General features: G+C 28.6%; 24 protein-coding genes and 1 pseudogene. 16 read left to right on the top strand and 9 right to left on the bottom strand.

The features are described 5' to 3' along the window. The first annotated feature begins 237 nt into the window (after positions 1-237). From ACQ3F0_RS23365 to ACQ3F0_RS23350, 4 genes are all read left to right on the top strand, one after another. A complete protein-coding gene (locus ACQ3F0_RS23365; protein ID WP_428868207.1) occupies positions 238-564 on the top strand; it encodes a PTS sugar transporter subunit IIB in 327 nt (108 codons plus the stop codon). 64 nt (positions 565-628) lie between these two features. Then, positions 629-1,966: a PTS sugar transporter subunit IIC gene (locus ACQ3F0_RS23360; protein WP_428868206.1), complete on the top strand. Its 1,338-nt coding sequence runs from the start codon at positions 629-631 to the stop codon at positions 1,964-1,966. An 18-nt stretch (positions 1,967-1,984) separates the two neighbouring features. After that, positions 1,985-3,370 carry a dipeptidase PepV gene (gene pepV / locus ACQ3F0_RS23355; RefSeq protein ID WP_428868205.1) on the top strand — a complete coding sequence of 462 codons (1,386 nt, stop codon included), beginning with the start codon at positions 1,985-1,987 and terminating at the stop codon, positions 3,368-3,370. Between the two features lie 338 nt (positions 3,371-3,708). Beyond that, positions 3,709-5,094 (top strand): aspartate ammonia-lyase, encoded by a 1,386-nt coding sequence (locus ACQ3F0_RS23350; RefSeq protein ID WP_428868204.1) that lies wholly within the window; start codon positions 3,709-3,711, stop codon positions 5,092-5,094. A 161-nt stretch (positions 5,095-5,255) separates the two neighbouring features. On the opposite strand, the gene ACQ3F0_RS23345 is transcribed toward ACQ3F0_RS23350, so the two are convergent. Then, complete coding sequence (locus ACQ3F0_RS23345; RefSeq protein WP_428868203.1) at positions 5,256-6,842, bottom strand: sigma 54-interacting transcriptional regulator; 1,587 nt, start codon at positions 6,840-6,842, stop codon at positions 5,256-5,258. Between the two features lie 259 nt (positions 6,843-7,101). Between ACQ3F0_RS23345 and ACQ3F0_RS23340 the strand changes: the two genes are divergently transcribed. The 8 genes from ACQ3F0_RS23340 (at position 7,102) to ACQ3F0_RS23305 (ending at position 15,076) form a co-directional block, all read left to right on the top strand. After that, a complete protein-coding gene (locus ACQ3F0_RS23340; protein WP_428868202.1) occupies positions 7,102-8,064 on the top strand; it encodes a glycosylasparaginase in 963 nt (320 codons plus the stop codon). A 48-nt stretch (positions 8,065-8,112) separates the two neighbouring features. Beyond that, positions 8,113-8,721: a copper homeostasis protein CutC gene (locus tag ACQ3F0_RS23335; RefSeq protein ID WP_428868201.1), complete on the top strand. Its 609-nt coding sequence runs from the start codon at positions 8,113-8,115 to the stop codon at positions 8,719-8,721. 52 nt (positions 8,722-8,773) lie between these two features. Then, positions 8,774-9,946 (top strand): NAD(P)-dependent malic enzyme, encoded by a 1,173-nt coding sequence (locus ACQ3F0_RS23330; RefSeq protein WP_428868200.1) that lies wholly within the window; start codon positions 8,774-8,776, stop codon positions 9,944-9,946. A 23-nt stretch (positions 9,947-9,969) separates the two neighbouring features. Continuing rightward, positions 9,970-10,287 (top strand): PTS sugar transporter subunit IIA, encoded by a 318-nt coding sequence (locus ACQ3F0_RS23325; protein ID WP_428868199.1) that lies wholly within the window; start codon positions 9,970-9,972, stop codon positions 10,285-10,287. Between the two features lie 268 nt (positions 10,288-10,555). Beyond that, on the top strand, positions 10,556-11,653 hold the full coding sequence (locus tag ACQ3F0_RS23320; RefSeq protein WP_428868198.1) for an ABC transporter substrate-binding protein: 1,098 nt from the start codon (positions 10,556-10,558) through the stop codon (positions 11,651-11,653). A gap of 3 nt (positions 11,654-11,656) precedes the next feature. Next, positions 11,657-13,345, top strand: coding sequence for an ABC transporter permease (locus ACQ3F0_RS23315; RefSeq protein ID WP_428868197.1), 1,689 nt, complete (start codon positions 11,657-11,659; stop codon positions 13,343-13,345). Between the two features lies 1 nt (position 13,346). Further along, entirely contained in the window at positions 13,347-14,405 is a 1,059-nt protein-coding gene (locus ACQ3F0_RS23310) for an ABC transporter ATP-binding protein (RefSeq protein ID WP_428868196.1), read from the top strand. A 38-nt stretch (positions 14,406-14,443) separates the two neighbouring features. Next, positions 14,444-15,076 (top strand): class I SAM-dependent methyltransferase, encoded by a 633-nt coding sequence (locus ACQ3F0_RS23305; RefSeq protein WP_428868195.1) that lies wholly within the window; start codon positions 14,444-14,446, stop codon positions 15,074-15,076. A gap of 58 nt (positions 15,077-15,134) precedes the next feature. Here ACQ3F0_RS23305 and ACQ3F0_RS23300 read toward each other — a convergent pair whose 3' ends face one another. Genes ACQ3F0_RS23300 through ACQ3F0_RS23290 form a run of 3 tightly spaced genes read right to left on the bottom strand, consistent with a single transcriptional unit; the run spans position 15,135 to position 17,008 of the window. Further along, the gene (locus tag ACQ3F0_RS23300; protein ID WP_428868194.1) at positions 15,135-15,956 is read right to left on the bottom strand and encodes a hypothetical protein; all 822 of its coding nucleotides are present in this window, start codon (positions 15,954-15,956) and stop codon (positions 15,135-15,137) included. Further along, the gene (locus ACQ3F0_RS23295) at positions 15,949-16,644 is read right to left on the bottom strand and encodes an ABC transporter ATP-binding protein (protein ID WP_428868193.1); all 696 of its coding nucleotides are present in this window, start codon (positions 16,642-16,644) and stop codon (positions 15,949-15,951) included. Before ACQ3F0_RS23295 ends, ACQ3F0_RS23300 begins: the two co-directional genes overlap by 8 nt. Beyond that, on the bottom strand, positions 16,616-17,008 hold the full coding sequence (locus ACQ3F0_RS23290) for a GntR family transcriptional regulator (RefSeq protein ID WP_428868192.1): 393 nt from the start codon (positions 17,006-17,008) through the stop codon (positions 16,616-16,618). The genes ACQ3F0_RS23295 and ACQ3F0_RS23290 overlap by 29 nt, the downstream gene beginning before the upstream one ends. Before the next feature lie 97 nt (positions 17,009-17,105). On the opposite strand from ACQ3F0_RS23290, the pseudogene ACQ3F0_RS23285 reads away from it, so the two are divergent. The 4 genes and pseudogenes from ACQ3F0_RS23285 to ACQ3F0_RS23270 form a co-directional block, all read left to right on the top strand. Continuing rightward, a pseudogene (locus ACQ3F0_RS23285) lies at positions 17,106-17,393 on the top strand (AAA family ATPase); the annotation flags it as partial. A 91-nt stretch (positions 17,394-17,484) separates the two neighbouring features. Then, complete coding sequence (locus ACQ3F0_RS23280) at positions 17,485-17,991, top strand: hypothetical protein (protein WP_428868191.1); 507 nt, start codon at positions 17,485-17,487, stop codon at positions 17,989-17,991. A gap of 246 nt (positions 17,992-18,237) precedes the next feature. Beyond that, positions 18,238-18,930, top strand: coding sequence for a hypothetical protein (locus tag ACQ3F0_RS23275; RefSeq protein ID WP_428868190.1), 693 nt, complete (start codon positions 18,238-18,240; stop codon positions 18,928-18,930). A gap of 230 nt (positions 18,931-19,160) precedes the next feature. Continuing rightward, on the top strand, positions 19,161-19,823 hold the full coding sequence (locus ACQ3F0_RS23270; RefSeq protein ID WP_428868189.1) for an SIMPL domain-containing protein: 663 nt from the start codon (positions 19,161-19,163) through the stop codon (positions 19,821-19,823). A 58-nt stretch (positions 19,824-19,881) separates the two neighbouring features. On the opposite strand, the gene ACQ3F0_RS23265 is transcribed toward ACQ3F0_RS23270, so the two are convergent. From ACQ3F0_RS23265 to ACQ3F0_RS23245, 5 genes are all read right to left on the bottom strand, one after another. Beyond that, positions 19,882-20,766 (bottom strand): zinc ribbon domain-containing protein, encoded by an 885-nt coding sequence (locus tag ACQ3F0_RS23265; RefSeq protein ID WP_428868188.1) that lies wholly within the window; start codon positions 20,764-20,766, stop codon positions 19,882-19,884. Positions 20,767-20,793: 27 nt separating this feature from the next. Beyond that, positions 20,794-21,120, bottom strand: coding sequence for a hypothetical protein (locus tag ACQ3F0_RS23260; RefSeq protein ID WP_428868187.1), 327 nt, complete (start codon positions 21,118-21,120; stop codon positions 20,794-20,796). Continuing rightward, complete coding sequence (locus ACQ3F0_RS23255) at positions 21,110-21,685, bottom strand: RNA polymerase sigma factor (protein ID WP_428868186.1); 576 nt, start codon at positions 21,683-21,685, stop codon at positions 21,110-21,112. Before ACQ3F0_RS23255 ends, ACQ3F0_RS23260 begins: the two co-directional genes overlap by 11 nt. An 80-nt stretch (positions 21,686-21,765) precedes the next feature. After that, complete coding sequence (locus tag ACQ3F0_RS23250) at positions 21,766-22,638, bottom strand: DUF2971 domain-containing protein (protein WP_428868185.1); 873 nt, start codon at positions 22,636-22,638, stop codon at positions 21,766-21,768. A 96-nt stretch (positions 22,639-22,734) separates the two neighbouring features. After that, entirely contained in the window at positions 22,735-23,790 is a 1,056-nt protein-coding gene (locus tag ACQ3F0_RS23245) for an ABC transporter ATP-binding protein (protein WP_428868184.1), read from the bottom strand. Position 23,791 lies beyond the last annotated feature (1 nt).

Here is a 23,791-nt window from a genome sequence, read left to right as displayed (position 1 = left end):
TTCAAAAATTAAAAGTTATTGTATTGATCATATCGATACAGTGTGTGAATTATGATGAAGAACTAATACACTGTAGTGATAATACTACGAAAATGTATTAAAATTAAACACACATATGTTAAAGTTTATAAAAATTCGCTTAAAACACCTAAAGTTGTTATATAAACAGTATTGGCATGTTAATTGCTTAGAAATAATAGTAAGAAATAATCTATTTAATAATGGGAGGGAATTATAATGAAGAACATATTTTTATTCTGTGATGCTGGAATGTCTACAAGCTTATTAGTATCAAAGATGAGAGAATCTGCTAAAGCTCATAATGTAAACGTACAAATACAAGCGCTGCCTTTTGCAAAATCTTTTGAAATAATTGACAATAAAAAAGCAGACTGTATATTATTAGGACCGCAAGTAAAGTTTTTATTAAAGGATATTGAAGACAAATGTAAGAAACAAAATATACCTTTAGATGTTGTAAATTCAACAGACTATGGAACAATGAATGGAGAAAAAGTTTTAAAGCAAGCTATTAAAATGATAAAAGCAAACCAAATTAAATAAAGTCAATTTCTTACTAAATTAGGAAATTAACATAGTCAATAATGTTTAAAAAGGAGAGAAAAAAGTGAATAAATTTGAGAAAATTGTAGAGGAAAAGATTAGTCCTGTTGCTCAAAAAATTTCTGCACAACGACATTTAAGAGCAATCCGTGACGCATTTGCTACTATTATGACATTTTTAATTATAGGATCAGTATTTTTGATTATTGCAAATTTCCCTATTAAGGGATGGGAAGAACTACAGGTTAAGCTATTTGGGGAAGGTTTCTCACAAATGATAATGACACCTGTAAGAGTAACATTTAACTTTATGGCAGTATATATTGCAGGAGCAATTGCTTATAATCTATCAAAAAGATATAACATAGATGCATTTACAGTAGCTTTGTTATCAATAGCCAGTTTTATATTACTAATACCATTTGAAACTACTATAGAAGTAGATGGAAAAGTTCATGTAGTATCAAAAGTAATAAAAATAGGCGAATGGGTAGGAGCCAAAGGACTTATAGCAGCGATAATAGTTGCAATAATTGTAACAGAGATATTCAATTTATTTGTTAAGAAAAATATTTCAATTAAGATGCCAAATGGAGTACCAGAAGCTGTTTCAAAAGCATTTTCTGCTTTAATACCAGGTTTTGTAATTATAACTTTAATGCTAATAATTCGTTCTGTTTTTGCAGCAACAGGTTATGGTTCATTCCTAGAACTGATTTATACATTAATAGCCATGCCTGCTCAAGCATTCATAGGAAATAATATTTTTGGAGCTATAGGATTATCAGTTACATCATCATTATTCTGGTTCTTAGGAATCAATGCAACGTCAACTTTAAATGGAGTTATTAGACCAGTTTGGATGCAATTACAAGAACAAAATATGGCAGCTATTCAAGCTGGACAAGTTCCTCCGCATATATTAACAGAACAATTCTATGATTTGATATATATGGGTGGTATAGGAGCAACTCTTGCAGTTTGTATATTATTAGCTATAAGAGCTAAATCAAAACAATATAAGGAAATTGGTAAAATATCTGTTTTACCAGGTATATTTAATATAAATGAACCAGTAATGTTTGGTTTACCAATTGTTTTAAATCCTATTGCATTTATACCATTAGTCGTTACACCGGTAATATTAATAATTATTAATTATTTTGCTATGTATACTGGAATAGTACCAAAACCAAATGGAATATATTTACCTTGGACTACACCACCATTAATTCAAGGGTACTTAATTACAGGAAGTATAAAGGGGTCCTTATTACAATTATTTGATATGTTTGTTGTTATGGGAATATGGTATCCATTTATAAAAGTTATGGACAAGAAACAGTGTGAAATAGAAATCCAAAATGAAAAAGATGATGAAGATTTTGATTTCTCACTATAAGAATGAAAGGAGCAAATAGTGACATTTCTTGAACACATGAAATTTGAAGAAGAGTTTTTAGAGGATTTAAAAGAATTATTAAAAAAGAAAACAATAAAATCAAATAGCGATGATAATGCTCCTTTTGGTCATGATATAGTTGATGGGTTAAATTGTGCATTAGAAATTTCCAGAAAGTATGGTTTTAATACAGTCAATTTAGATAATTATATAGGTTTTGCTGAATATGGAGAAGGAGAAGATTATGTAAGTGTCCTTGGACATATAGATGTGGTTCCAGAAGGAAGTAACTGGACTGAAGATCCTTTCAACCCTATAATCAAAGATGGAAAAATATATGCTAGAGGCTCTTTGGATGATAAAGGACCAATATTATGTGCACTTTATGCCTTGAAATTGATAAAAGAGTCTAATATAAAGCTATCAAAAAAGGTTAGAATAATATTTGGAACAAATGAGGAATCTGGGACTGAGGATATAGAATATTATTTAAAAAATGAAAAACCTCCAAAGCTTTGTTTTACACCAGATGCATATTTTCCAATTGTAACTTCAGAGAAGGGGATTTTAACTTTTGAAATAGTAAAAAAATTTGAAAAAGAATTATCAAGATATACGATTCAATATATAAAAGGTGGTAAAAAGTCAAATATTGTTCCAGATTATTGCGAGGCTAAGCTAGTATATGATTCAAATGAGAAATTATATAAGGAATTTACAGATGATATATTAAAAGAAAGATACAAGATTGCTACACATATTGTGAAAAATGCCATTGTAATTAAAAGTTATGGAACATCATCTCATGGCAGTACTCCTGAATTGGGTAATAATGCAATATCTAATATGTTAATTTACTTGAAAGAAGTTTTAAGTTTAGAGGATGAATTTATAGATTTTCTAAAAGCGTTTTCTAATATTATTGGATTTGATTATACAGGAGAAAAGCTAGGTATTAATTTTTATGATGAGGAGTCTGGAAAGCTTACATTAAATCTTGGAATTATAAATGGAGACAATAATGAGATAAGAATGAGATGTAACATAAGATATCCAGTTATGAAAGATCATAAAGAGATTTTAAGTAATATTAAGGTAAAACTTAAGGAAAATAATTTGATTTTCCAAATGGGAAATCATAATCCGCCATTACATTTTTCAAAGGACCATGAATTAGTAATAGCACTTAAAAAAGCATATGAAGAATCTACAGGAGAGGTTGCAAAATTATTAGCAACAGGTGGAGGAACTTATGCAAAATTAATGCCAAATACTGTAGCTTTTGGACCAATTTTTGATGAGAAATATAATTTGGCTCATCAGGCAGATGAATTTATTGAAGTATCATTACTTAAAAAGTGCATTGAAATATATGCAAGAGCTATATATGAATTGGCTAAATAAGATGAAATTAAAAATTTAAGATTAGATAATAGGTAGATTTGATTAACCTCAAATCTACCTATTTTTTTATAGAAAGGAAAGTATATAATTTTGTTTTTTGTGTATTAAAAACTAATAAATATAATAATAGTGTGTTAAAATACTCAAATTAGCTCCAATTATTAATACACTATATTTCTATATGTGAAATAATAATTTTAATAACTCCACAATGATAAAGGAATGAGTGCATTTTAAGTTTATTTCCATAAAACAATACAAAAAAATGGTATGTTTATTGCTATTTGATAGGGAAGATATAGAGATTCTATATACATAAATAGTTTGGAGGAATTTATATGGAATTTAGAAGAGAAAGAGATTCTATTGGTGAAAAGAATGTTCCGAAGGAAGTCTATTATGGAGTACAAAGTCTAAGAGCTTATGAAAACTTTAGAATAAGTGGATTAGAGGTAAATGAAAATTTTGTGAAGGATTTAGCTTTAGTAAAGAAAGCATGTGCAATAGCCAATTTAGAAAGTAATGAGCTAGATGGAGAAATAGGAAAAGCCATTATTAAAGCCTGTAATGAAATATGCGATGGCAAATTAATTGATCAATTTATTACAGATCCTATTCAAGGTGGAGCTGGAACTTCTATGAATATGAATATTAATGAAATCATTGCAAATAGAGCAAATGAGATATTAGGTTATGAAAAAGGTAATACATTTCCTGTGCATCCTAATGATCATGTTAATATGGGACAATCGACTAATGATGTTATTCCAACAGCAGCTAGCATTACAGCTTATAAACTTTTAGATAAATGTATTGAAGAGGTTGATAGATTAGAAAAGGCTTTAACTAAGAAGAGTATAGAATTTGATTCGATAATAAAAATGGGAAGAACAGAAATGCAAGATGCAGTTCCTATAACTCTAGGAAGTGAATTTGGTGCTTTTGCTAGGGCTATTGGCAGAGATTCACAGAGATTAAGGGTTACTAAAAAAAGTTTGGAAAAAGTAAATTTAGGTGGAACAGCAATAGGGACAGGAATAACTGCTAATGAAAGATATATTGAAAATGTTGTACCTACTTTAAGAAATTTATTAGGATATAATGTTTATCAATCAGAAGATTTAATAGATGCAACTCAAAACTTAGATAAGTTTTCAGAAATATCATCACAATTGAAAATATGCGCTTCAAATATCAGCAAATTAGCAGGTGATTTAATATTGATGTCATCAGGGCCAAGAACAGGATTTGGTGAAATTATACTTCCAGCTAAGCAAAATGGATCATCAATCATGCCTGGGAAGATTAATCCTGTGATGCCAGAACTTATGAAGCAAATATCATATCAAGTTATAGGAAATGATGTAACTATTACATTAGCTGTACAATCAGGTCAATTAGAGTTAAATGCATTTTTCCCAATTATTATATTTAACTTATATCAATCAATGAGTATATTAACAAATGGAATTAAAACTTTTATAGATAATTGTATTGAGGGAATTGAAGCGAATGAAAAAAGATGTAATGAGCTTGTAGAGAAAAGCATAGGAGTAGTTACTGCATTAGCTCCTGTAATTGGATATGAAAAATCAGCTGATATTGCAAAGAAAGCATTAAAAACTGGTAAATATGTAAAGGAAATAATAAGAGAAGAATGTGAATTTAGTCAATATGAAATTGATAGTATATTAAATGTAAAAAATATGAGTAAATTAGCATAGATATAACCCTGATACTTTAAGGATCGTTTAAGAATAACTTCCACTATAGTTCATTAAAAAAATGCTTGGTGATTGCATATTTTTTAATGAAAAGTGGAAGTAATTCTTAAGCCGACCCTTAGTATAAGCATCAGGGTTATGCATTTTTAAAATAAACTTATTTACCTTTCATATATATAGGTAACTAAAATAATTAAAAATAACATTTCTATATTTGATAAATTTATGTTATAAGTTTCTTCAATAATATATTTGAATTTTAAGGCTAGAGAATAGTATTTTGGGAAAAAATCTTTAAGCTTATTTATAATTGGTAAAGGATTAATATGTATAAGATTGATTCTATCATAAATCATATCCACATGAATATGAAAGAAATTGTTTAATATATCATCAGTAAAGAACGTTTTAATTTCATTATTTATAATAACAAGATTTTTGTGAACATCTTCATAAGCGGAGTTATTCAAAGTAAAATTATAGTTTGACATAGTATCTTTTATTGTAGTTAAATAATCATCAAAAATAGTAATTATAGAATTATTAAATGTCTCTTTGTTATTTACAATGGTATTTATATTAATGACCAAATCATTAAAACTCTTAAGAAGAGCTTGTTTTTGTTTTAAAAATGAGTGGCTTGTTATTTTAGTATTTTCATCATAGGTAAAATAATCATTTGAACTTTTAAAAGCATTTAAAAACGCCTTTTCTTTTGACAAGGGTTGGTTAAGCTTATTTCGCAAATCATCTGGTAAATCAGGACTGTTAATTTTTATTTGTTTTTTATTGTTTATAAAATAATCTGAGTAAGCGTTAGCAACTGCTAAGGTTATATCATTTTTTAATTGGCCAATATTATAAGGACAATCATAGGATAATAAACAAAGCATAGAATTATAAGAAACAAGTACAGGTTTATTTAATTTTAAGCTTTCCTCTCTAAGAAAATATTCTATTAATGTTAAACGTTCTTCTATAAGTCTTTCATTTAATCCAGGAAGATAAATTTTTATTGGGATTCTTCTAATAAATGTATCTAATAGTGAAGTATTTATATCTTTATTTGTTGCACAAATAATACGAGCAGAAGATTTTATTTTATGTGAAACTTCTCCGAATCTTTTAAAATACCCAGTATCCATAAATACAAATAGCATTTCTTGGCCTTCACTTGGGAGATTGTGTATTTCATCAAGAAATAAAATACCTCCATCGGCTTGTTCTATTAAACCAGGTCTATCAGCATTAGCACCTGTAAAGGTACCTTTTTTTACTCCAAAAAGATGAGAGCTTAGAAGTTGAACATTATTAGAATAGTCTGAACAATTAAAATGTAAAAAAGGCATATTTTTATCAGTATATAATGAACTTGCATATTTGTGCATTAGATTAGCAAGCATAGATTTACCTACACCTGTGTCGCCGATAATCAAACAATTCATTCCATTAGGAGGATATAATATTGCAGTTTTAGCTAATTTTAATGCAGGTAATAATGAAGGGTAAAGATAAGATAGTTGATCCATTGAGGATTGTGCAACGATTTCTGTGCTATTATTATTTAAAAAATATTTCACAGGTCTAGAATTATTTTTGTATAAAAGATTATCTTTAACAAGTAAATTTAAATCTTTGCTGACATTAGAACGTTCTAAATTAAGATATTCGCTGATTTTTTTAGTTGTAATTCCATCACCTTTATCAAATTTTTTCACAGTGTCATAAATTAAATTTTTTCTTTTCATATAAATTACCTTCTTTTAATAATGTATTTGTATAATATTTCTTTATACTGTATTAATATTTGTATAATTCACTAATACTGTGTTGAATTTATAATGTAAAAATAATATTATGTATCATTTTATAATACACTTTGTTTAAATGCAATACAAAATATTTATAAATAGAGTGAGAGACTTATTTTTAAAAATACAAAATTAATTGGCATATTTATTGCTCTAATATTACTAGAGTAAGGTAATAGTGATTGGAGGAAAAAAAATGAAATGGGCAATAATAGCAACTTGGAGAATGGCAATAGAAGGATTAACAGAGGCTGCAGAGGATTTGAAAAATGGTGCTTATGCAGGCGAGGCTATAGAAAAAGCAATAAAAATGATTGAAGATTTTCCGTATTATAAATCAGTTGGATATGGTGGATTACCAAATGAAAATTGTAAGGTGGAATTAGATGCTGCTTATATGGATGGTAATACACTTTCCTTTGGAGCTATTGGAGGGATAAGAGACTTTAAGAATCCTATTAGTATCGCAAAAAAATTAAGTGAAGAAAGATTTAATTGTTTTTTAGTAGGGGCTGGAGCAGATGAATATGCCCAAAAACAAGGCTTTGAAAGAGTGAATATGCTAACAGATAGAGCAAAGAGACACTATGAAAAAAGGAAAAGAGAAACTATAGATAAGGGATTAAGTCCTTATGATGGACATGATACTGTGGGAATGATTTCTGTTGATAAGGAAGGTGAAATGGTAGCTGGAACATCAACAAGTGGATTGTTTATGAAGAAAAGAGGAAGAGTTGGTGATTCTCCAGTTGCAGGTTCAGGATTTTATGTAGATAATGAGATTGGGGGAGCATCTGCCACTGGTCTTGGTGAAGACTTAATGAAGGGATGTATTTCATATGAAATAGTGAGATTGATGAAAGAAGGGTTACATCCTCAAGAGGCAGCCGATAAAGCAGTTTCAGAATTAGATGAAAAGTTGATTAAGAGAAGGGGTAAAGCAGGAGATATTTCTGTAGTTGCGCTTAATAATAAGGGAGAATGGGGAGTTTCAACTAATATTGAAGGATTCTCATTTTCAGTAGTATCAGAGGATGAAACACCAACAGTTTACGTATGCAATAAAATGAAAGATGGAAAAACAACCTATGATGTAGCTTCAGAGGAGTGGTTAGAGGCTTATTTAAATAGAATTAAATCTCCAATTACTTTTGACTAAACTATAAATTTCACGGTAGAATTTCTATAGTATAGGAGGAAATAATTTATGCGTATATATGAGGCTTGTGTAGGAAATTATAATCAAGCTTTAAGGGCTCAAAAACTTGGAGCAAATAGAATAGAACTTTGTGATAATCTCTTAGAAGATGGAACTACTCCAAGTTACGGTACAATAAAAAGAACAATTTTAAACTTAAATATTCCTATTATGGTTATCATTAGGCCTAGAGGTGGAAACTTTGAATATTCTCCTGATGAAGTTCAAATAATGAAGGATGATATTATTACTTGTAAAAACCTTGGAGCATATGGCGTAGTAATAGGAGCATTAAAAAATGGTCATATAGATAAAGATGTAATAAAGGAACTTGCTGAAATAGCAAAACCAATGAGTATAACATTTCATATGGCTTTTGATGAAATAGAAGATAAATATATTGCTATTGATGAATTAGTTAATTTAGGTGTTGATAGAATATTAACTAAAGGTGGAAATGAAAATGCACTAAGTGGAAAAGAAAATTTGAAGGATTTAGTTGAATTTTCTAATGGTAGAATTTCTATTATGCCAGGAAAAGGAGTGACAAAAGAAAATAGACATTTTATATTGGATTTTACTGGAGCAAAAGAAATTCACGGTAGTAAAGTAGTCTAAGTAATAAATAAAATTAATGATTTTATTTATTATTTAGAAGGGGGTATATATTTTGAATATATATGAAGAATCGATAAAGTTTCATAAAGAACTAAACGGTAAAATTGAGGTTACTTCAAGAGTTAAGATTGAAAATGAAAAAGAGTTAAGTTTAGCTTATACTCCTGGAGTAGCTCAACCATGTAAAGAAATACACAAATATGAAGAAAAGGTATACGACTATACAAGAAAAGGTAATACTGTTGCAGTTATATCTGACGGAACAGCAGTGTTAGGTTTAGGAAATATAGGATCATTAGCAGCACTTCCAGTAATGGAGGGCAAAAGTATTTTATTCAAGAATTTTGCTGATGTGGATGCTTTTCCAATAGTTTTAGATACAACTGATACAGATGCGATAGTTCAAACTATTGTAAATATTGCGCCAGGATTTGGAGGAATAAATCTTGAAGATATTTCAGCACCTAGATGTTTTGAAATAGAAAAAAGATTAAAAGAAAAATTAGATATACCTGTTTTTCATGATGACCAACATGGAACTGCTATAGTAGTCTTGGCGGCTTTAATTAATTCATTAAAGATAGTTAATAAAAATTTAGAAGATATAAAAATTATTATAAATGGAGCAGGTGCTGCTGGCATAGCAATTGGAAAATTATTATTGTCTTCTGGAGCTAAAAATATAATTATGTGTAACATAAATGGTGTAATTTATAAGGGTATGAACTATGAAGATAATTCTTTAAAGGAAATTGCCCAAATTACAAATCCAGAATGTAAAAAAGGTAAATTAAAGGATGTAATTAAAGGAGCAGATGTTTTTATTGGAGTATCGGCAGCAAATGTTTTATCTAAAAAAATGGTAAGAGAAATGAATAATGATGCAATAATATTTGCTATGGCAAATCCTGAACCCGAAATATACCCTGATGAGGCAAAAAAGGCTGGAGCTAGAATAGTTGGAACAGGAAGATCAGATTTTAGTAATCAAATAAATAATGTTATTGCTTTTCCAGGAATATTTAGGGGAGCGCTTGATGTAAGAGCTAGGGATATAAATGAAGAAATGAAAATAGCTGCTGCATATGCAATAGCAAATATAGTTTTAGATGAAGAATTGAATGAAAATTATATAATACCTAAACCATTTAATAAAGAAGTTCAAAGAGCTGTTGCTGAAGCGGTAAAAAAAGCTGCAATAGAAACGAAGGTAAACAAAATATAATTATCGAGAAAAGGGGAATAAAGATGGCAAATTTAGAAGAGATATCATTTCAATTAATCAGTAATGTAGGAGTAGCAAGATCACTATTATTTGAATCTTTAAGAGATGCTAGAGAAGAAAGATTTGAAGAGGCAGAAGAGAAGGTTGAATGTGCAGAAAAGAGCATATTAAAAGCCCATGAGTCTCATTTTTCGCTAATACAACAAGAGGCTTCAGGGGATAAGGTTCAATTTTCATTAATCTTAATGCATGCAGAAGATCAGTTAATGACTACAGAAACACTAAAAGGTATTGTAAAAGAAATGATATTATTGAATAAGAAAATATCAGAAAAAAATTAAATTCAAAAGTTTATTCAGAAGAAAAAGTTAATGTTTATTTTTCGGTTAGATATAGGAATAAAAAAGTATTTGATAGAATTTAGTAATAGTTATAGTATTTAAAAAAGCTGGCGTCGCGATTTACGACGCCAGCTTTTTATGCTGAAAAGTTTTTGGCATATGATACTTAACTTGACATTATTTAGGTATAAAGTATATAATATACATGAATGCTAATGAAAATCATTATCAATTAAAGAAATAAGAGTTTTGGTTAGGGGGAAAAGAAGTGCGTAAAAAGTTATTAGTAATATTAAGTGCAGTTTGTTTGATTACTTCAGTTTTTGTAGGTTGTAGTAAAGGTGAAAATATAACTACAAATAATAAAGCGGCTAGTGCATCTATTAAGCAAGAAGAAACACAGGCAAAATATTCTGGAGAAAAGGGACGAATAAGTGTTTATTTATCCGGTCCTGCTAATATGATTAAAGAGTTAGAAAATGCATTTGAAAAAGACCGCGGAGACGTTTTAGAAATATACCATGCAGGATGTGGACCATTACGCCAAAAGATTTGGACAGAAGTAGAAGCAGGAAATATACATGCTGATGTTTTCTTTGGTTCAAATCCATTAATATATCATGCATTAAAAGAAAAAGGTGCTTTAGAGAATTATGTTTCAAAACATAGTGAAGCTTTAAAAGAGGAATATAAAGTGGGGGATGGGTTCTTTACATTAGTCAATGCTCGTTATGAAGTATTAGTATATGATAAGGGGAATATATCAAAAGAGGATGCTCCTAAATCATATGAAGATCTTAAGGATTCAAAATGGAAAGATAAAATAGCTTACACAGATATAAGCCAATCATCAACTGCATTAGCCCTTACCACTGGTTTATGGGATTTAACTGGACAAAACATGAGTTTTTTTGAAGGATTAAAAGCTAACAATACTTTGGTAGTAGCAAAGTCTAAAGAAGTAGCTGATAAGATACAGTCTGGTGAAATAGGAGCTGGGATAACTGCATACGACGCTGTAGCAAGTATAAATAAAAAAGCCAAGAAAGAAGGTTTTGAAAGTAATTTAGGGATTATGTGGCCAAAAGAGGGAGCAATAAGATTGGAAAGACCAATAGCAATCATGAAAAATGATGCTAGACCAGAGGAAAATACTAAATTAGCAAAAGAATTTGTTGATTTTATGTTATCGCCTGAGGGGCAAAAAATTACAGTAAAGTATAATTTCTTTTCTGTAAGAAATGATGTTGAAGTACCAAAAGGAGCACCATCAGATATAAAATACAAAACTATTGATTGGGAGTCTGTCAGTAAACATGAGAAAACAATACGTGATGATTTTAAGAAAGTCATGTTAGGAAACTAGATTATGATAAAAAGGATAATGGAAAGATTGCGATCTGAGGTACAGACTGTGATTCTTTTTATTGTAGTTTTTATGGCTTTGCTCCTTGTAGTATTTCCTTCTTTGGTTTTAATTTTGAAAAGTGTTGGTATTTCTTTTTATGATGGAGGAGCTTTATCTTTTCAGGCTTATAAAGAAATTTTTAAAGACAGCTATACATTTTCAGCCATAGTGAACACATTAGTAACTTCCTTGGCTGTTACAATGATGACTATTTTAATAGGTGGATCATTGGCTTGGCTGGTAACACGTACAGACTTTCCATATAAAAAATTTATTAGAAATAATGTGTTTTTTACTTTTACTATTCCTTCTTATATTTTGGGGATTTCTTGGCTTGAATTATTAGGTCGGAATGGATATGTAGATAAATTTTTTAAATTATTTAATATCAATGATTTTAAATTTCAAACTTACTCAGTTTGGGCTGTAATTATTATAATGACTATTCATTTATATCCTTTAGTTTTTATGGCTTTGTCAAATGCTTTAAGCAAAACAGATAATTCGCTAGAGGATGCGACTGTTTTAAGTGGGGCTAGCAGATTTAAAGGAATTATGACTATTACTATTCCTCTTATTATGCCTAGCATATTTTCAATAGGATTATTTGTTTTTAGTCGTACAATGGCAAACTTTGGAGTGCCAGCTTTATTATTAATGCCTCTTTATAAAGAAACTTTAACCACTAGAATATATAGAGCTTTAAATGATTTGAATTTATCACTTGCAGCTGCTATAGCTATCATTCTCGTGATATTTGTAGGTCTTGCTTTTTTGCTTCAAAATTTGATTTTAAGAAAGAAAAAGTTTACTTTAGTGACTTCTGATAGTTCATTACCAAGACTTATTAATCTGGGAAAAAGGAACAAATTTATTTCTGTATTAGTTATTATTTTTCAAATATGTACTACTATTATTCCTTTAGCCACGATTTTTGTATCATCTTTTTTAAAACGATGGGGGCTTCCTTTAATATTGAAGAACCTAACAATAGCGAATTATTATAATTTGTTTGGAGCATCAACATCGATTAGAGCTTTCAAAAATAGTATTATTTATGGAATTATAGCAGCATGTATTGCTGTAATCATTGGAGCTATAATATCATATGTATCTAATAACTCAATCATTAAAGGTGGAAAATTTATTGAATTTATTGCATCTTGGCCAATGTCTTTTCCGAATATTGTAATGGCTATTGCAGCAATTTTAGCTTGGAGCAGACCTCCTATAAATTTCTATGGAAAATCTTCCATAATTATTATTACCTATATAGCATTATTTTTACCTATCGCATTGAAAAATATTAGCGGACTTATTCAAAATCAAGATATTACACTTGAAAAAGCTGCTAGAGTGTCAGGAGCTTCAAAATTACAAACATATAGGGATATAACTTTTCCTATGATAAAACCAGGAATGAAGTCCTCATGGGTACTTTGTATAATAATTGCTTTAAGAGAAATACCAATATCATTAATGTTACATGCACCAGGAACAGAAACTGTTGGAGTTTTACTCTTTAATATGCGTTCTAATTCTAGTGGTCTTGAAGCAATATCTGCAATTTCTGTAGTTGTAATTATGTTAAGTATTATAGGGCGTTTATTTGTAAGAAAAATAAAAAATTCAAAGGGTTCGGTGAGTTAATATGATTCATACTAGAATTAGATCATTGACGAAAAAATATGGAAATATAGTAGCTATTGATTCTTTAGATTTAGATATATATGATGGCGAAATCCTAGCTGTAGTCGGTCCCAGCGGATGTGGCAAAACAACATTATTAAGCATTATAGCTGGACTAATAAAGCCAGATGAAGGAGCTTTGATAATAGGGGAAGAGGCGGTATCATCAGTTAAAGAAGGGATTTTTAAACTACCTGAAAAAAGAGAAATTGGATTGGTATTTCAAAATTATGCAGTTTGGCCTCACAAAAGTGTATTTGAAAATATTGCATATCCTTTAAAAATAAGAAAAGAAAAAAAGACTATTATAAATGAAGAAGTAAAAAAAATGCTTAGATTAGTTAAATTATCTGAGAAAGAAAAATGTTACCCCCATGAATTGAGTGGGGGAGAAAAGCAAAGGGTGGCATTGGCAAGAGCTTTGATTATGAAACCTAAGTTACTTCTTTTAGATGAATCTTTGTCCAATTTAGATGCAAAATTAAGAGAAGAAATGCAATATGAAATTAAACAAATTCATAAAGAATTAGGTGTGACAATAGTCCATGTAACGCATGACCAATATGAAGCAATGGGGATTGCAGATAGAATTGTAGTAATGAATAAAGGAAAAGTAGTTCAAATAGATACACCAAGAAAGCTATATGACTCACCAAAATCTCAGTTTATTTCTAATTTTATCGGAAAATCTAATATTTTGAAGAGTAAGGTTGTAAAATCGAAAAATCTATTGAAGCTTGAAATATTAAAAGACATTTTTATTGAGGATAAGTATAGTAGTGGAAAAGTTGGAGAAAAAGTAATTCTATCTGTGAGACCAGAGGACATAATCCTAAATTCAGCAAAAGAATTAGGAAAAGGAAAAATAATTTCATCAGTATATAAAGGTAATATGATAGAATATGAGCTGAGAGTGGGAGATAGAATTCTAAAAGTTCAAACTAATTCTAAAGAAAATTATAAAGTCGGGGAAAAAGTGAGTTTTGATTTTTATAGGGTTATATCAGTTTTGGACTCTTAAAAAACACTGCTATTGTAAAAAAATAAGTGGGTGATAATATGTGGAAAAAAGAAGTATATTGGAGTAAATTTGCAAGTGATTTTGAAAAAAGGCAGCGATATGTTACAGGTGAAAACACATTTACAACTGTAATTAATGAATTGAAGAAGGAAGAAGATTTTGGAAGATGTTTGGAGTTAGCTTGTGGAACAGGAAGTTACACAATTGAGCTTAATAAAAAGGCAAGTAGCATTCAAGTAACTGATTTTTCAGATGAGATGATTAAGGTAGTAAAGGAGCGGACAAGAGGATTATCTAATATTTCATGCCATAAAGCAAATGCAATGGCACTACAATTTCATGACAATAGTTTTGATACAGTTTTTATGGCTAACTTAATTCATGTTATTCCTTCACCAGAAAAGGTTATAGAAGAAAGCTACCGTGTTTTAAAAAAAGGTGGAAAAATTATTGTATCTTCCTTTACACAAGAAGGAATGAAATTTTCTGAGAAAATAAAGATGATTTATAGGTTTTTAAAGACTTTTGGTATACCTCCAAAGGGAAGTAAAGAGGGAAGTACACCAAAAGGAGTAGAGAGATTATTGCAAAATTCAGGATTTACAATTGAAAAATCAAAGTTATTAGGAGATAAAACAAAGTGCTTTTTAATAGTTGGTATAAAGAAATGAATAGCAAATTGATTATATAAAGGCTGCCGAAAACGGCAGCTTTTGATATTTAGAAAGCCTAATAAATCTCCACTTTATTATCAATAAGTTTACTAGTTATAAAGAATAAAAGGAGAGTGGTTACAATTATATAGATAAGTGTAGTAAGATACAGTTTGTGGTCAATCAAAGCATAGGAAGTAAGACTATAGCTACCATACGTACTGCTGCTACCACTTTGTTGATTTATGGAGAATAATACTTTATTAAGGTTTAAAAATTTAAACCCTTGGCTTACTTTATCTATATTTCTCATATATATAACATTTGACACCTCTAAAATCACTCCAATTATCATACAGAAAGCTTTTCCTAATCGTATATTCTTTAAATGGGAACTGCTTAGAGCTATTGAGAAATAAAATATTGTAATTAATTGTGTATAAAAAACTATATAGAAAATCAAAGAGTCTAAAATTATAGATAAAGTTAATTTTGTAGGTAAATCTTGAAGTTCAACAGGAAAACGATTATAAAATATTTCTAAATCAGAAGGAGTATTAAATACTGGGAAAGCGAATGAGTAACTAAAATAAATTATCCCAATTGGTACTATAAATATAATTAATGAAGAAATTATTCTAGACAATAAAACTTTGTACCCTTTAATAGGTAAAGTAAAGAGAAGTCCTTCATCTTCTGAAAAAACATAATCCAGAAATAGGTTTATAGATGCATAAAAGCAGATAATATAGGCTGCTACAATATATAAGGAAAGAAGTCCTCCAAATCCATCTTCATTACTGATTATAGTTACTCCTAATAATATAAAATAGCCTAGTAGCATAATAAGTAGAGTTTTCATATTATTCTTAAGATCATATTTTATTAACTTAAGCATTTTTAAACACCTCCCTATACAATTCACTTATAGATTTATTATTTTTTTCTCTTATATTTTCAGCATTTTGATGAAGGATGATTGTACCTCTATCAATAAAAAACACTTCATCAAATAAGCTTTCAATATCATTAATTAAATGAGTTGAAATCAGAATAGATGATTTTTCATTATAGTTGTTTATAATCATATTCATGATATTTTCTCTATCTACTAAGTCTATCCCACCTAAAGGCTCGTCTAAGAGATATAATCTAGCCTCTCTTGATAAAACAAGGGACAAATTTAGTTTCTCCATCATGCCCTTAGAGAGAGATTTAGTATGCATATTTTCATCTAGCTTCATAAATTTAATTAGATCAATACACTTACTTCTACTAAAGTCAGGGAAAAAGTCTTCATAATATTTTATAGCATCTTTAATTTTCATCCAGTTAGGTAAAAATTCTTTATCAGGAAGGTAGGATACAATTTTTTTAGTATCAATACCTGGCTTATAACCATTTATTAAGATTTCACCTTTATTAGCTCTTATTAAAGAAGCTATAATTTTCATTAGAGTTGTTTTTCCACTACCATTTGGACCTAGTAGTCCTACAATTTTTCCTTCCTGGATGTTCATATTTATATCAATTAAAGATGATTTCTTAAAATACTTTTTATTTATATTTTTGATCTGCAGTAACATCTTTTTCCCCCTTTTTCATTCTATTATTAATATTTTTAATTATTTCTTCATGATCAAAGCCTAAGTCCTTCATAGATTCTAGAAAACTATCCATTATCTCATTAGCTATATTTTCTTTTAAAGTTTTTACAATGCTGTAATTCTCTGTAACAAAGGTTCCCGTGCCTCTTTTGGTGAAAACAATTCCTTCTCTTTCAAGTTCTTTAAAAACTTTCTGCATAGTATTTGGATTAACCATGTATTTTACGGATATATCTCTAATGGAAGGTAGTTGCTCTCCACAATTTATTTTTTCATTAATAATTTCATTTTTTATAAGATTCATTATTTGAATATAGATAGGTGTATTGTTCTTATAATCCAAATTTTCACCTCCTTCAAATTATTCAGTTGAAACACATCTAGTGCACTATGTATATAGTACACTGGATGTGTTGGAAAAACAATACTTTTTTGGTTTTAAAAGCAATAATAATCAATTATTCTTAAGCTTTTTAGGAATGATTAGGAACAAGTATGTATTACAACTAAAAAGAAAAGATTACACTTTTCACAGTATTATACTAGCAGGTGTTCATGATGTAAAAAGCTTAAAATTAAAAATTAGAAATGGAGAAGAAGAAAAATATAATAGTCCTTGGAATATTGCAACAGACTTTACTGTTGATATAAGTTTTTCATCCATAGAAATTAAAACCATGCTGGATGATTATGAAAAAAGCAAAGGAGTTAAATTAGATAAAGAATATTGAATATAATTGTTTTATATACAACTGTTGGAAAAGTTGATGATTTAGGATAAAATAATAATTGAAGCTATATATTAAGGAAGGCTGATATATGAGAATGGAACATAAAAAGACAAAGATTTCTATACTTGTTTTTATTGCACTAGTATCATTATTGGAATTGAAGTATGCATATTATATATCTAGAGAGTATGCAGGAGTTTATGAAATTGGAATTAGTATACCTCTTATACTTCAACCATTATACTACTATAGGCTATTATTTAAAGAACAAAAAACTAGCTTAAGATTAAGAATTATTGTGATGGGATCATTATCAGTTGTTTTACCTTTAGTAATATATTTTACCCTACCTAATTATACATATAAGCAAGGGAAACAGATAGTTAAGGAATATGTACAAGTTACTGGAAAACCTATATTTGTTGATATCCCTAGAGGTATGGATACTGTGACTTTAATAAACAATCCAAAGCGTTTATTTGTATCAGATAGAGCCTATTGTTATGAAATCAAGTCAACTGGTGAGAATAAGTATTTTTTGGTTAATCCAATAACAGGTGAAGTATATAAAATGAAAAATAAATATTGGCCTTAGTGAAAAAATTAGTTATGAAATTTGTTGATACTGCTGGTAATAATAAATCTATTATAGCAAAAGATTCAGCATCTATTGTTGAAACAACTGAAACTGAATTATTTGATAATGAATAATTGCTAAAAACTCACTCTAGGGTGAGTTTTTATTTTTAGATTATTTCAAGACTGTTGATATAAGTACTTGACTTTCCATTATTTCAAGGTATTTAATATAAATGTAACTATTGAAAGTGAGGACATAAATATGAAAAACAAAATATTAAGAGCTTTTGTAACTTTTGTAGGATTTATTGGAGCAATGATTATAACATTAATATTATTTATGTTAATAGACAAGCTTCAAGGACTTATATTCGCGCCAGATGAATATTTACTTTATATGTTTAAACCGCCATATTCTTATTTGGTTTTCTTTTTCCAAATTGAAATGATGATGTTTATTATTTACACGTTTTATAAAAATAATAAATATAGTGAGTTTAAATGGGTATCAAACATTTTTAATTATATAAAGAAGAAAATTCTTATAGTTATAGGAATTAATTTGTTTATTTTTTATATGTGTATTACTGGTGTTACAGTAGTAACTCAGGATAAAATTGTTGATTATAGCTTTTATAAACCTGCAGGTATGATATATTCTTATGATGATATTTTGAAAATTGAAACTGGATTTAAAGGCAAAACCTCTGGTGTATTTAGGAGAAATAGAAATGCTGGAGATTTTTATTATGTTACCAATTTTAAAGATGGTACTAAAGTTGATTTTTATCAGGCCAGTAGTCCCTATGAGGACACTTATCTGGAACTAGAGATATTTGATGATTTAATTACGAAAAGTGATGTAGAAAAAATATCATCTGCTGATAATAGCCAGTATTGTAATCTTGACCAGAGATATATTGATAGATTTTTGAGGATTATTTCAAATAGATAATAAAAGTTCTCATTAAAATTGGTGAGAGCTTTTTAAACTGGCTCATAGGAAAGAAATCGTTGAAGAATAACTTCTACTAGATTTCTTTCAAAAAATGCTTGAGGATTGCATATTTTTGAAAGAAAAGTAGAACTAATTCTTAAGCCGACTTATAAGTAACGAATATTTCTCTGTAAAATATTATAATATAGGAACAAAAATATAATAATATTTCAGTGGAGGAATAATGAGTGTATAATTTTATGAATCCTATGGATGGGTTTAGAAATAATGAAAAAGATTTTAAGATAAAAGTATGGGGAGAAGGAAACGTAACTGCGAAGGCTGATGAGGCAATTATTTCATTAGGTGTGGTTACAAAGGATAAAAACATAAAAAAGGCTAAAGTAGAGAATGCAGTATTACTAAACAAAATAATTGAAGGTCTTATTAAAATAGGTATTGATGAAGAAGATATTGAAACAGCAACTTATACAATAACACCAATATATGATTACCAAAATAATGAAAAAATATTTAGAGGATATGAAGTGAAACATATATTAGAAATTTCAGTAAAAGATATTAATAAAGCTGATGATGTCATAGATGTTGCAACTAAAAATGGAGCAAATGTTATAAATTATATAAGATTTACAGTTTCAAATCCTGAGCTGTACTATAATCAGGCTTTAGAAAAAGCTGTTTTAAATTCTAAGGAAAAAGCAGCTGTTATTGCACAAACTTTAGGAGTAGAAATAAATGAAATACCTTTGAGAGTAACTGAAAATCCTGTAGATAAAGGGGTGCCATATTATGAAATGTCAAAAATGGCAGCGATGGATACAACTACACCGATTCAATTAGGAAGCGTTCAGTTTAAATCAAGGGTATCATCAGTTTTTGGATATTAAAAGTATGAAGACCAAAATAAAAAAATCCCAACTCTCTAGGAAGAAGGTTGGGATTGAATTAATCTATTTTTTCAATTTCAATTGAATAGTTTCCTTTTGTTTTTTTGCCTACCACTTCAATGAGATAATCTCCATTATCTTCTGCTGTCAAAGAATACGTACCTTTATCATTGGTAGGAAAAGACTCAATAAGTTTCTTTCTGCTATCATATAAATTTATTTCTAGCTCACCATCTTCAACCTTAGATGAGTAGAATATTTTTAGTGTTCCACCTTTAAAAACAGTTATATTTTTTTCTTTAGATCCATCCCAATATCGATAGCTACTTTTCATAGTGGCTTTAGATCCTTTACCTAAAAGCTCATTTACTTTTATTGGCACATCATTGGAACTTTCCATTATAGAAATATTTGACGAATTCTTAAAGGAATTAAAACTAACAAAATTAACAGCTATTATAATAAAAAATAATACTACTAGAGTTATAACAATTCCAATTATAACTTTTAACCCCGTATTTCCATTCTTTTTATTTTCAGAGTAAGTATAATTAATATCGCTATAAGCTCCAGAAAATTCAGTAGATGATTTATCAATTTGAGATGAGCAATATGGACAACTATCCCAATCATTTTGAACAGCTTTACCACAATTGCTACAAGTGTTTTTTAACATTGTTCCACAGTAAGGGCACTTAACGTAATCGTTCTTCACAGTATTATTACAATTTGGACACTTATGGGTGTCTTTATTACTTGAACGAACAACGAGATAAATAATAAAACCAATAAGATTTGGAACTAAGATTGAAATTAATGTCCAGACTAATGGGTCCATTCCATGTTTTGGAGCATCTTTATATACGAAAACACCGATAGAGATAAGTAAAGCTACGATTAATAATAAAAATATAAGCATTGTAATAGGTGCAAGTAGTGACATTTATATTCCTCCCGAATTTAATAAGTTTTATAAATTAAAACTCATAATATATTTTTTAATTGAATTTTTATAGTAATAAATCATAAAAGCTATTAAAGCTAATGAAGATACAAAAGTTAAATAAAGGATAACTCCTAAAATTGGTTTTGCTTTGAATATGAAGAACAATGTAAAAAATTGTAAACCTGTTATTATTGATATCAAAGTAATCATGTATAGAATTATTATCTTTTCTGTTTTTTGCTCTTTTCTAGAATATAGCTTTTCTTTTGTATGTAAGATCAAACTTAAATCTGGAGTTTCTTCACTAGATAAAGCAGTTCTCAAGAGTTTATCTAAATCATTATTTTTCATAATCATCCTCCATTATTTTTCTTAGTTTTGTTTTGGCACTACTTAACCTAGATTTCACAGTACCAATGGGAACGTTAGTTATTTCTGATATATCACCATAAGAAAGATCTTTGAAATAGAATAAAATTATTGGGATACGGTAAATATCTTTTAGTTCATTAACATAAGAGTGAATTTTATCACTATCCATTTTAGATATAACTTCATTATCAGTAGATTGTGATAAATCACAAACTTTATTTATCTCTAAGTCTTTTTCTTCAGTTGATGCGAATAAGTCTTTTACTTTTGATAATAATTTCTTTTTCTTAGAGTAGCTATCCCTATAAGTGTTTAAGCATATGGTATAAATCCAGTTTTCAAACTTATTGCTTATATCATAATTGTTTATGTTTTTGTAGATTTTCATCCATGTGTTTTGAAATAAGTCATCAGCATCAAATTTATTTTTGCATAGGCGCCTACAAAGCCTGTATATATAAGGAGAGTATATATTCATTATTTTATCAAAAGCGTTTTTATTATTTTTAGCTTTAAGAATTAATTCTTCTTGTTGAATATGCATCTCCCCCTTTCAATTAGAGTATACCCTTTCTATAAACAATTTGTTCGCAAATAAAAGGAAAAAAATAAAAGAAAGTTTATTTATACAATAAACTTTCTAACAAATCCGTAACCTTTTGATTTTTGAAATATATTATTATTAAAAAAGCAGTAACTGCTTAAAAATTTATTAATATCAATAATACTACATGGACCAATAATTATTTTTTGTATAAGGTTAGTGTCAAATGGCAAATTTATATAAGTTTGCTTGCTATCAAGACCTTCATACTTTGGTTTATGATTAAAATTTATATCTACTAAATTTTTATCATGATATTTTCTAAAGAATGCAAATCTATATTCTTTTTCTTCTTCCCAAAAAGAATCCTTAAAAAAAGGTGCCTCAAAAATGAATTTTTTAACTAAATTTTTGATTATTTTGTCTTTTTTTATACTATCCTTTCCACAATACTTATAATATTTTAGTGCATTTTCAAGTATTTTAATTATTATTCTCTTTTGTTCCTTCTCATTGTATATAACATTTCTGTGCATAAATCTATTAAAATAAATATTAGGCTTGTACAAATTAAAATGATTTATTAGCTTCTTTTTATTGAACATAAGGTTGAATCCATCATTTTGAGTATAAGCTTCCCAAAAAAATCTGGAATCTTTTTTATGCGAAAAACTAATGATAAAAGCTTTTTCAAAAATTTCGTTTTTACAATTTGAGGGAGTGATGCATTCATTCTCGGCATAATTAAAGGTATAGTAAAGGCTTTTTTTGAAATCTTTATACTTTTTATTATCATATAACTTTAGCACTTGAGACAGAATACTTTTAATATACTTAGAATCTTGAATATCATTGGAAAATATACTTCTTGTAGCCCAAAATGAAGAATTACTCATTATCCCGTCTAAACCATTTCTACTAGTGTAATGATATAAAAATTCTATATTAGACATACATCGCCTCCATTTTTAGAAGGAAAATTTTACTCCTATATAATAGCATATGAAATTAATTTTGATTTGGGATACTAATTTATTTGTATATCAATTTTATTGTAAAAAAACATGATCTTTGGATTTTATAAATAAATCTAAATTTATTTCATTTCCTAATGCTACCTTAGCTGAACCTGGTAATAAAACATTTAACATAAAGGTTTTATTGTTTGGAGTTTTGATTGATAGTGTTGCACTGTAGCTCATACCCATGTAGGTAAAGTTAACAATTGTACCTTTTAAATGCCCATCTTTATTTATAAGCACATCTTCTTCTCGTATCATAAATTTTGCTATAGTTCCTTTTTTATAGGGAATAGTATCTTTACATTGTATAAGAATTTCTTCCCACAAAATAGAATTTGAATCTTGGACTTTTCCGGTAAATAAATTTGCTTTTCCAATAAATTCTGATACAAAGACATTAATAGGTTTATTGTAAATATTGTATGGGGTAGCTATTTGCTGAATCTTTCCTTCATTTAATATGGCTATTCTTTGGGAAATGGATAATGCTTCAATTTGATCATGAGTTACAAATATAGCTGTTGTTTCTGTTTTTTTAAATAACTTCAGCACTTCAGCACGCATAACTTCTCTTAGTTCCAAGTCTAAATTGCTGAAAGGCTCGTCCAAAAGTAGAATAGTAGGTTGTCTCATTAATGCTCTTCCAATAGCAACTCTTTGCTGCTGACCACCTGATAATTCGTGAGGATATTTGTCTTTGGAATGGTAAAGGCCTATTAGTTTTAACATTTCATTTGTTTTATTTTTGTAGTCATCATCTTTGTTAATGGCAAAAGCTATATTTTGCCATGCTGTCATATTGGGAAAAAGAGCATAGTCCTGAAATACCATACCTATATTTCTTTTTTCTGGAGGGACCCATACATCTTTACTTGAAATTACATTTCCGTTTAGTACAATTTTTCCCTTGTTAGGTACCTCAAAGCCAGAAATAAGACGTAGTAAAGTTGTTTTACCACAGCCACTTTTACCTAACACTGTTATTAATTCTCCTTTTTCTACAGTTAAATTTAGATTTTCTATAGTGTAAACTGATGCATTATCGTATTTTTTTGAAAGATTTTTTATTTCAAGGTATGCCATA

Source organism: Clostridium sediminicola, assembly GCF_050402865.1.
Taxonomy (GTDB): Bacteria; Bacillota; Clostridia; order Clostridiales; family Clostridiaceae; genus Clostridium_AF; species Clostridium_AF sediminicola.
Note: the sequence above shows the minus strand (reverse complement) of the source record. Positions and strands in the feature narration are given on the sequence as shown.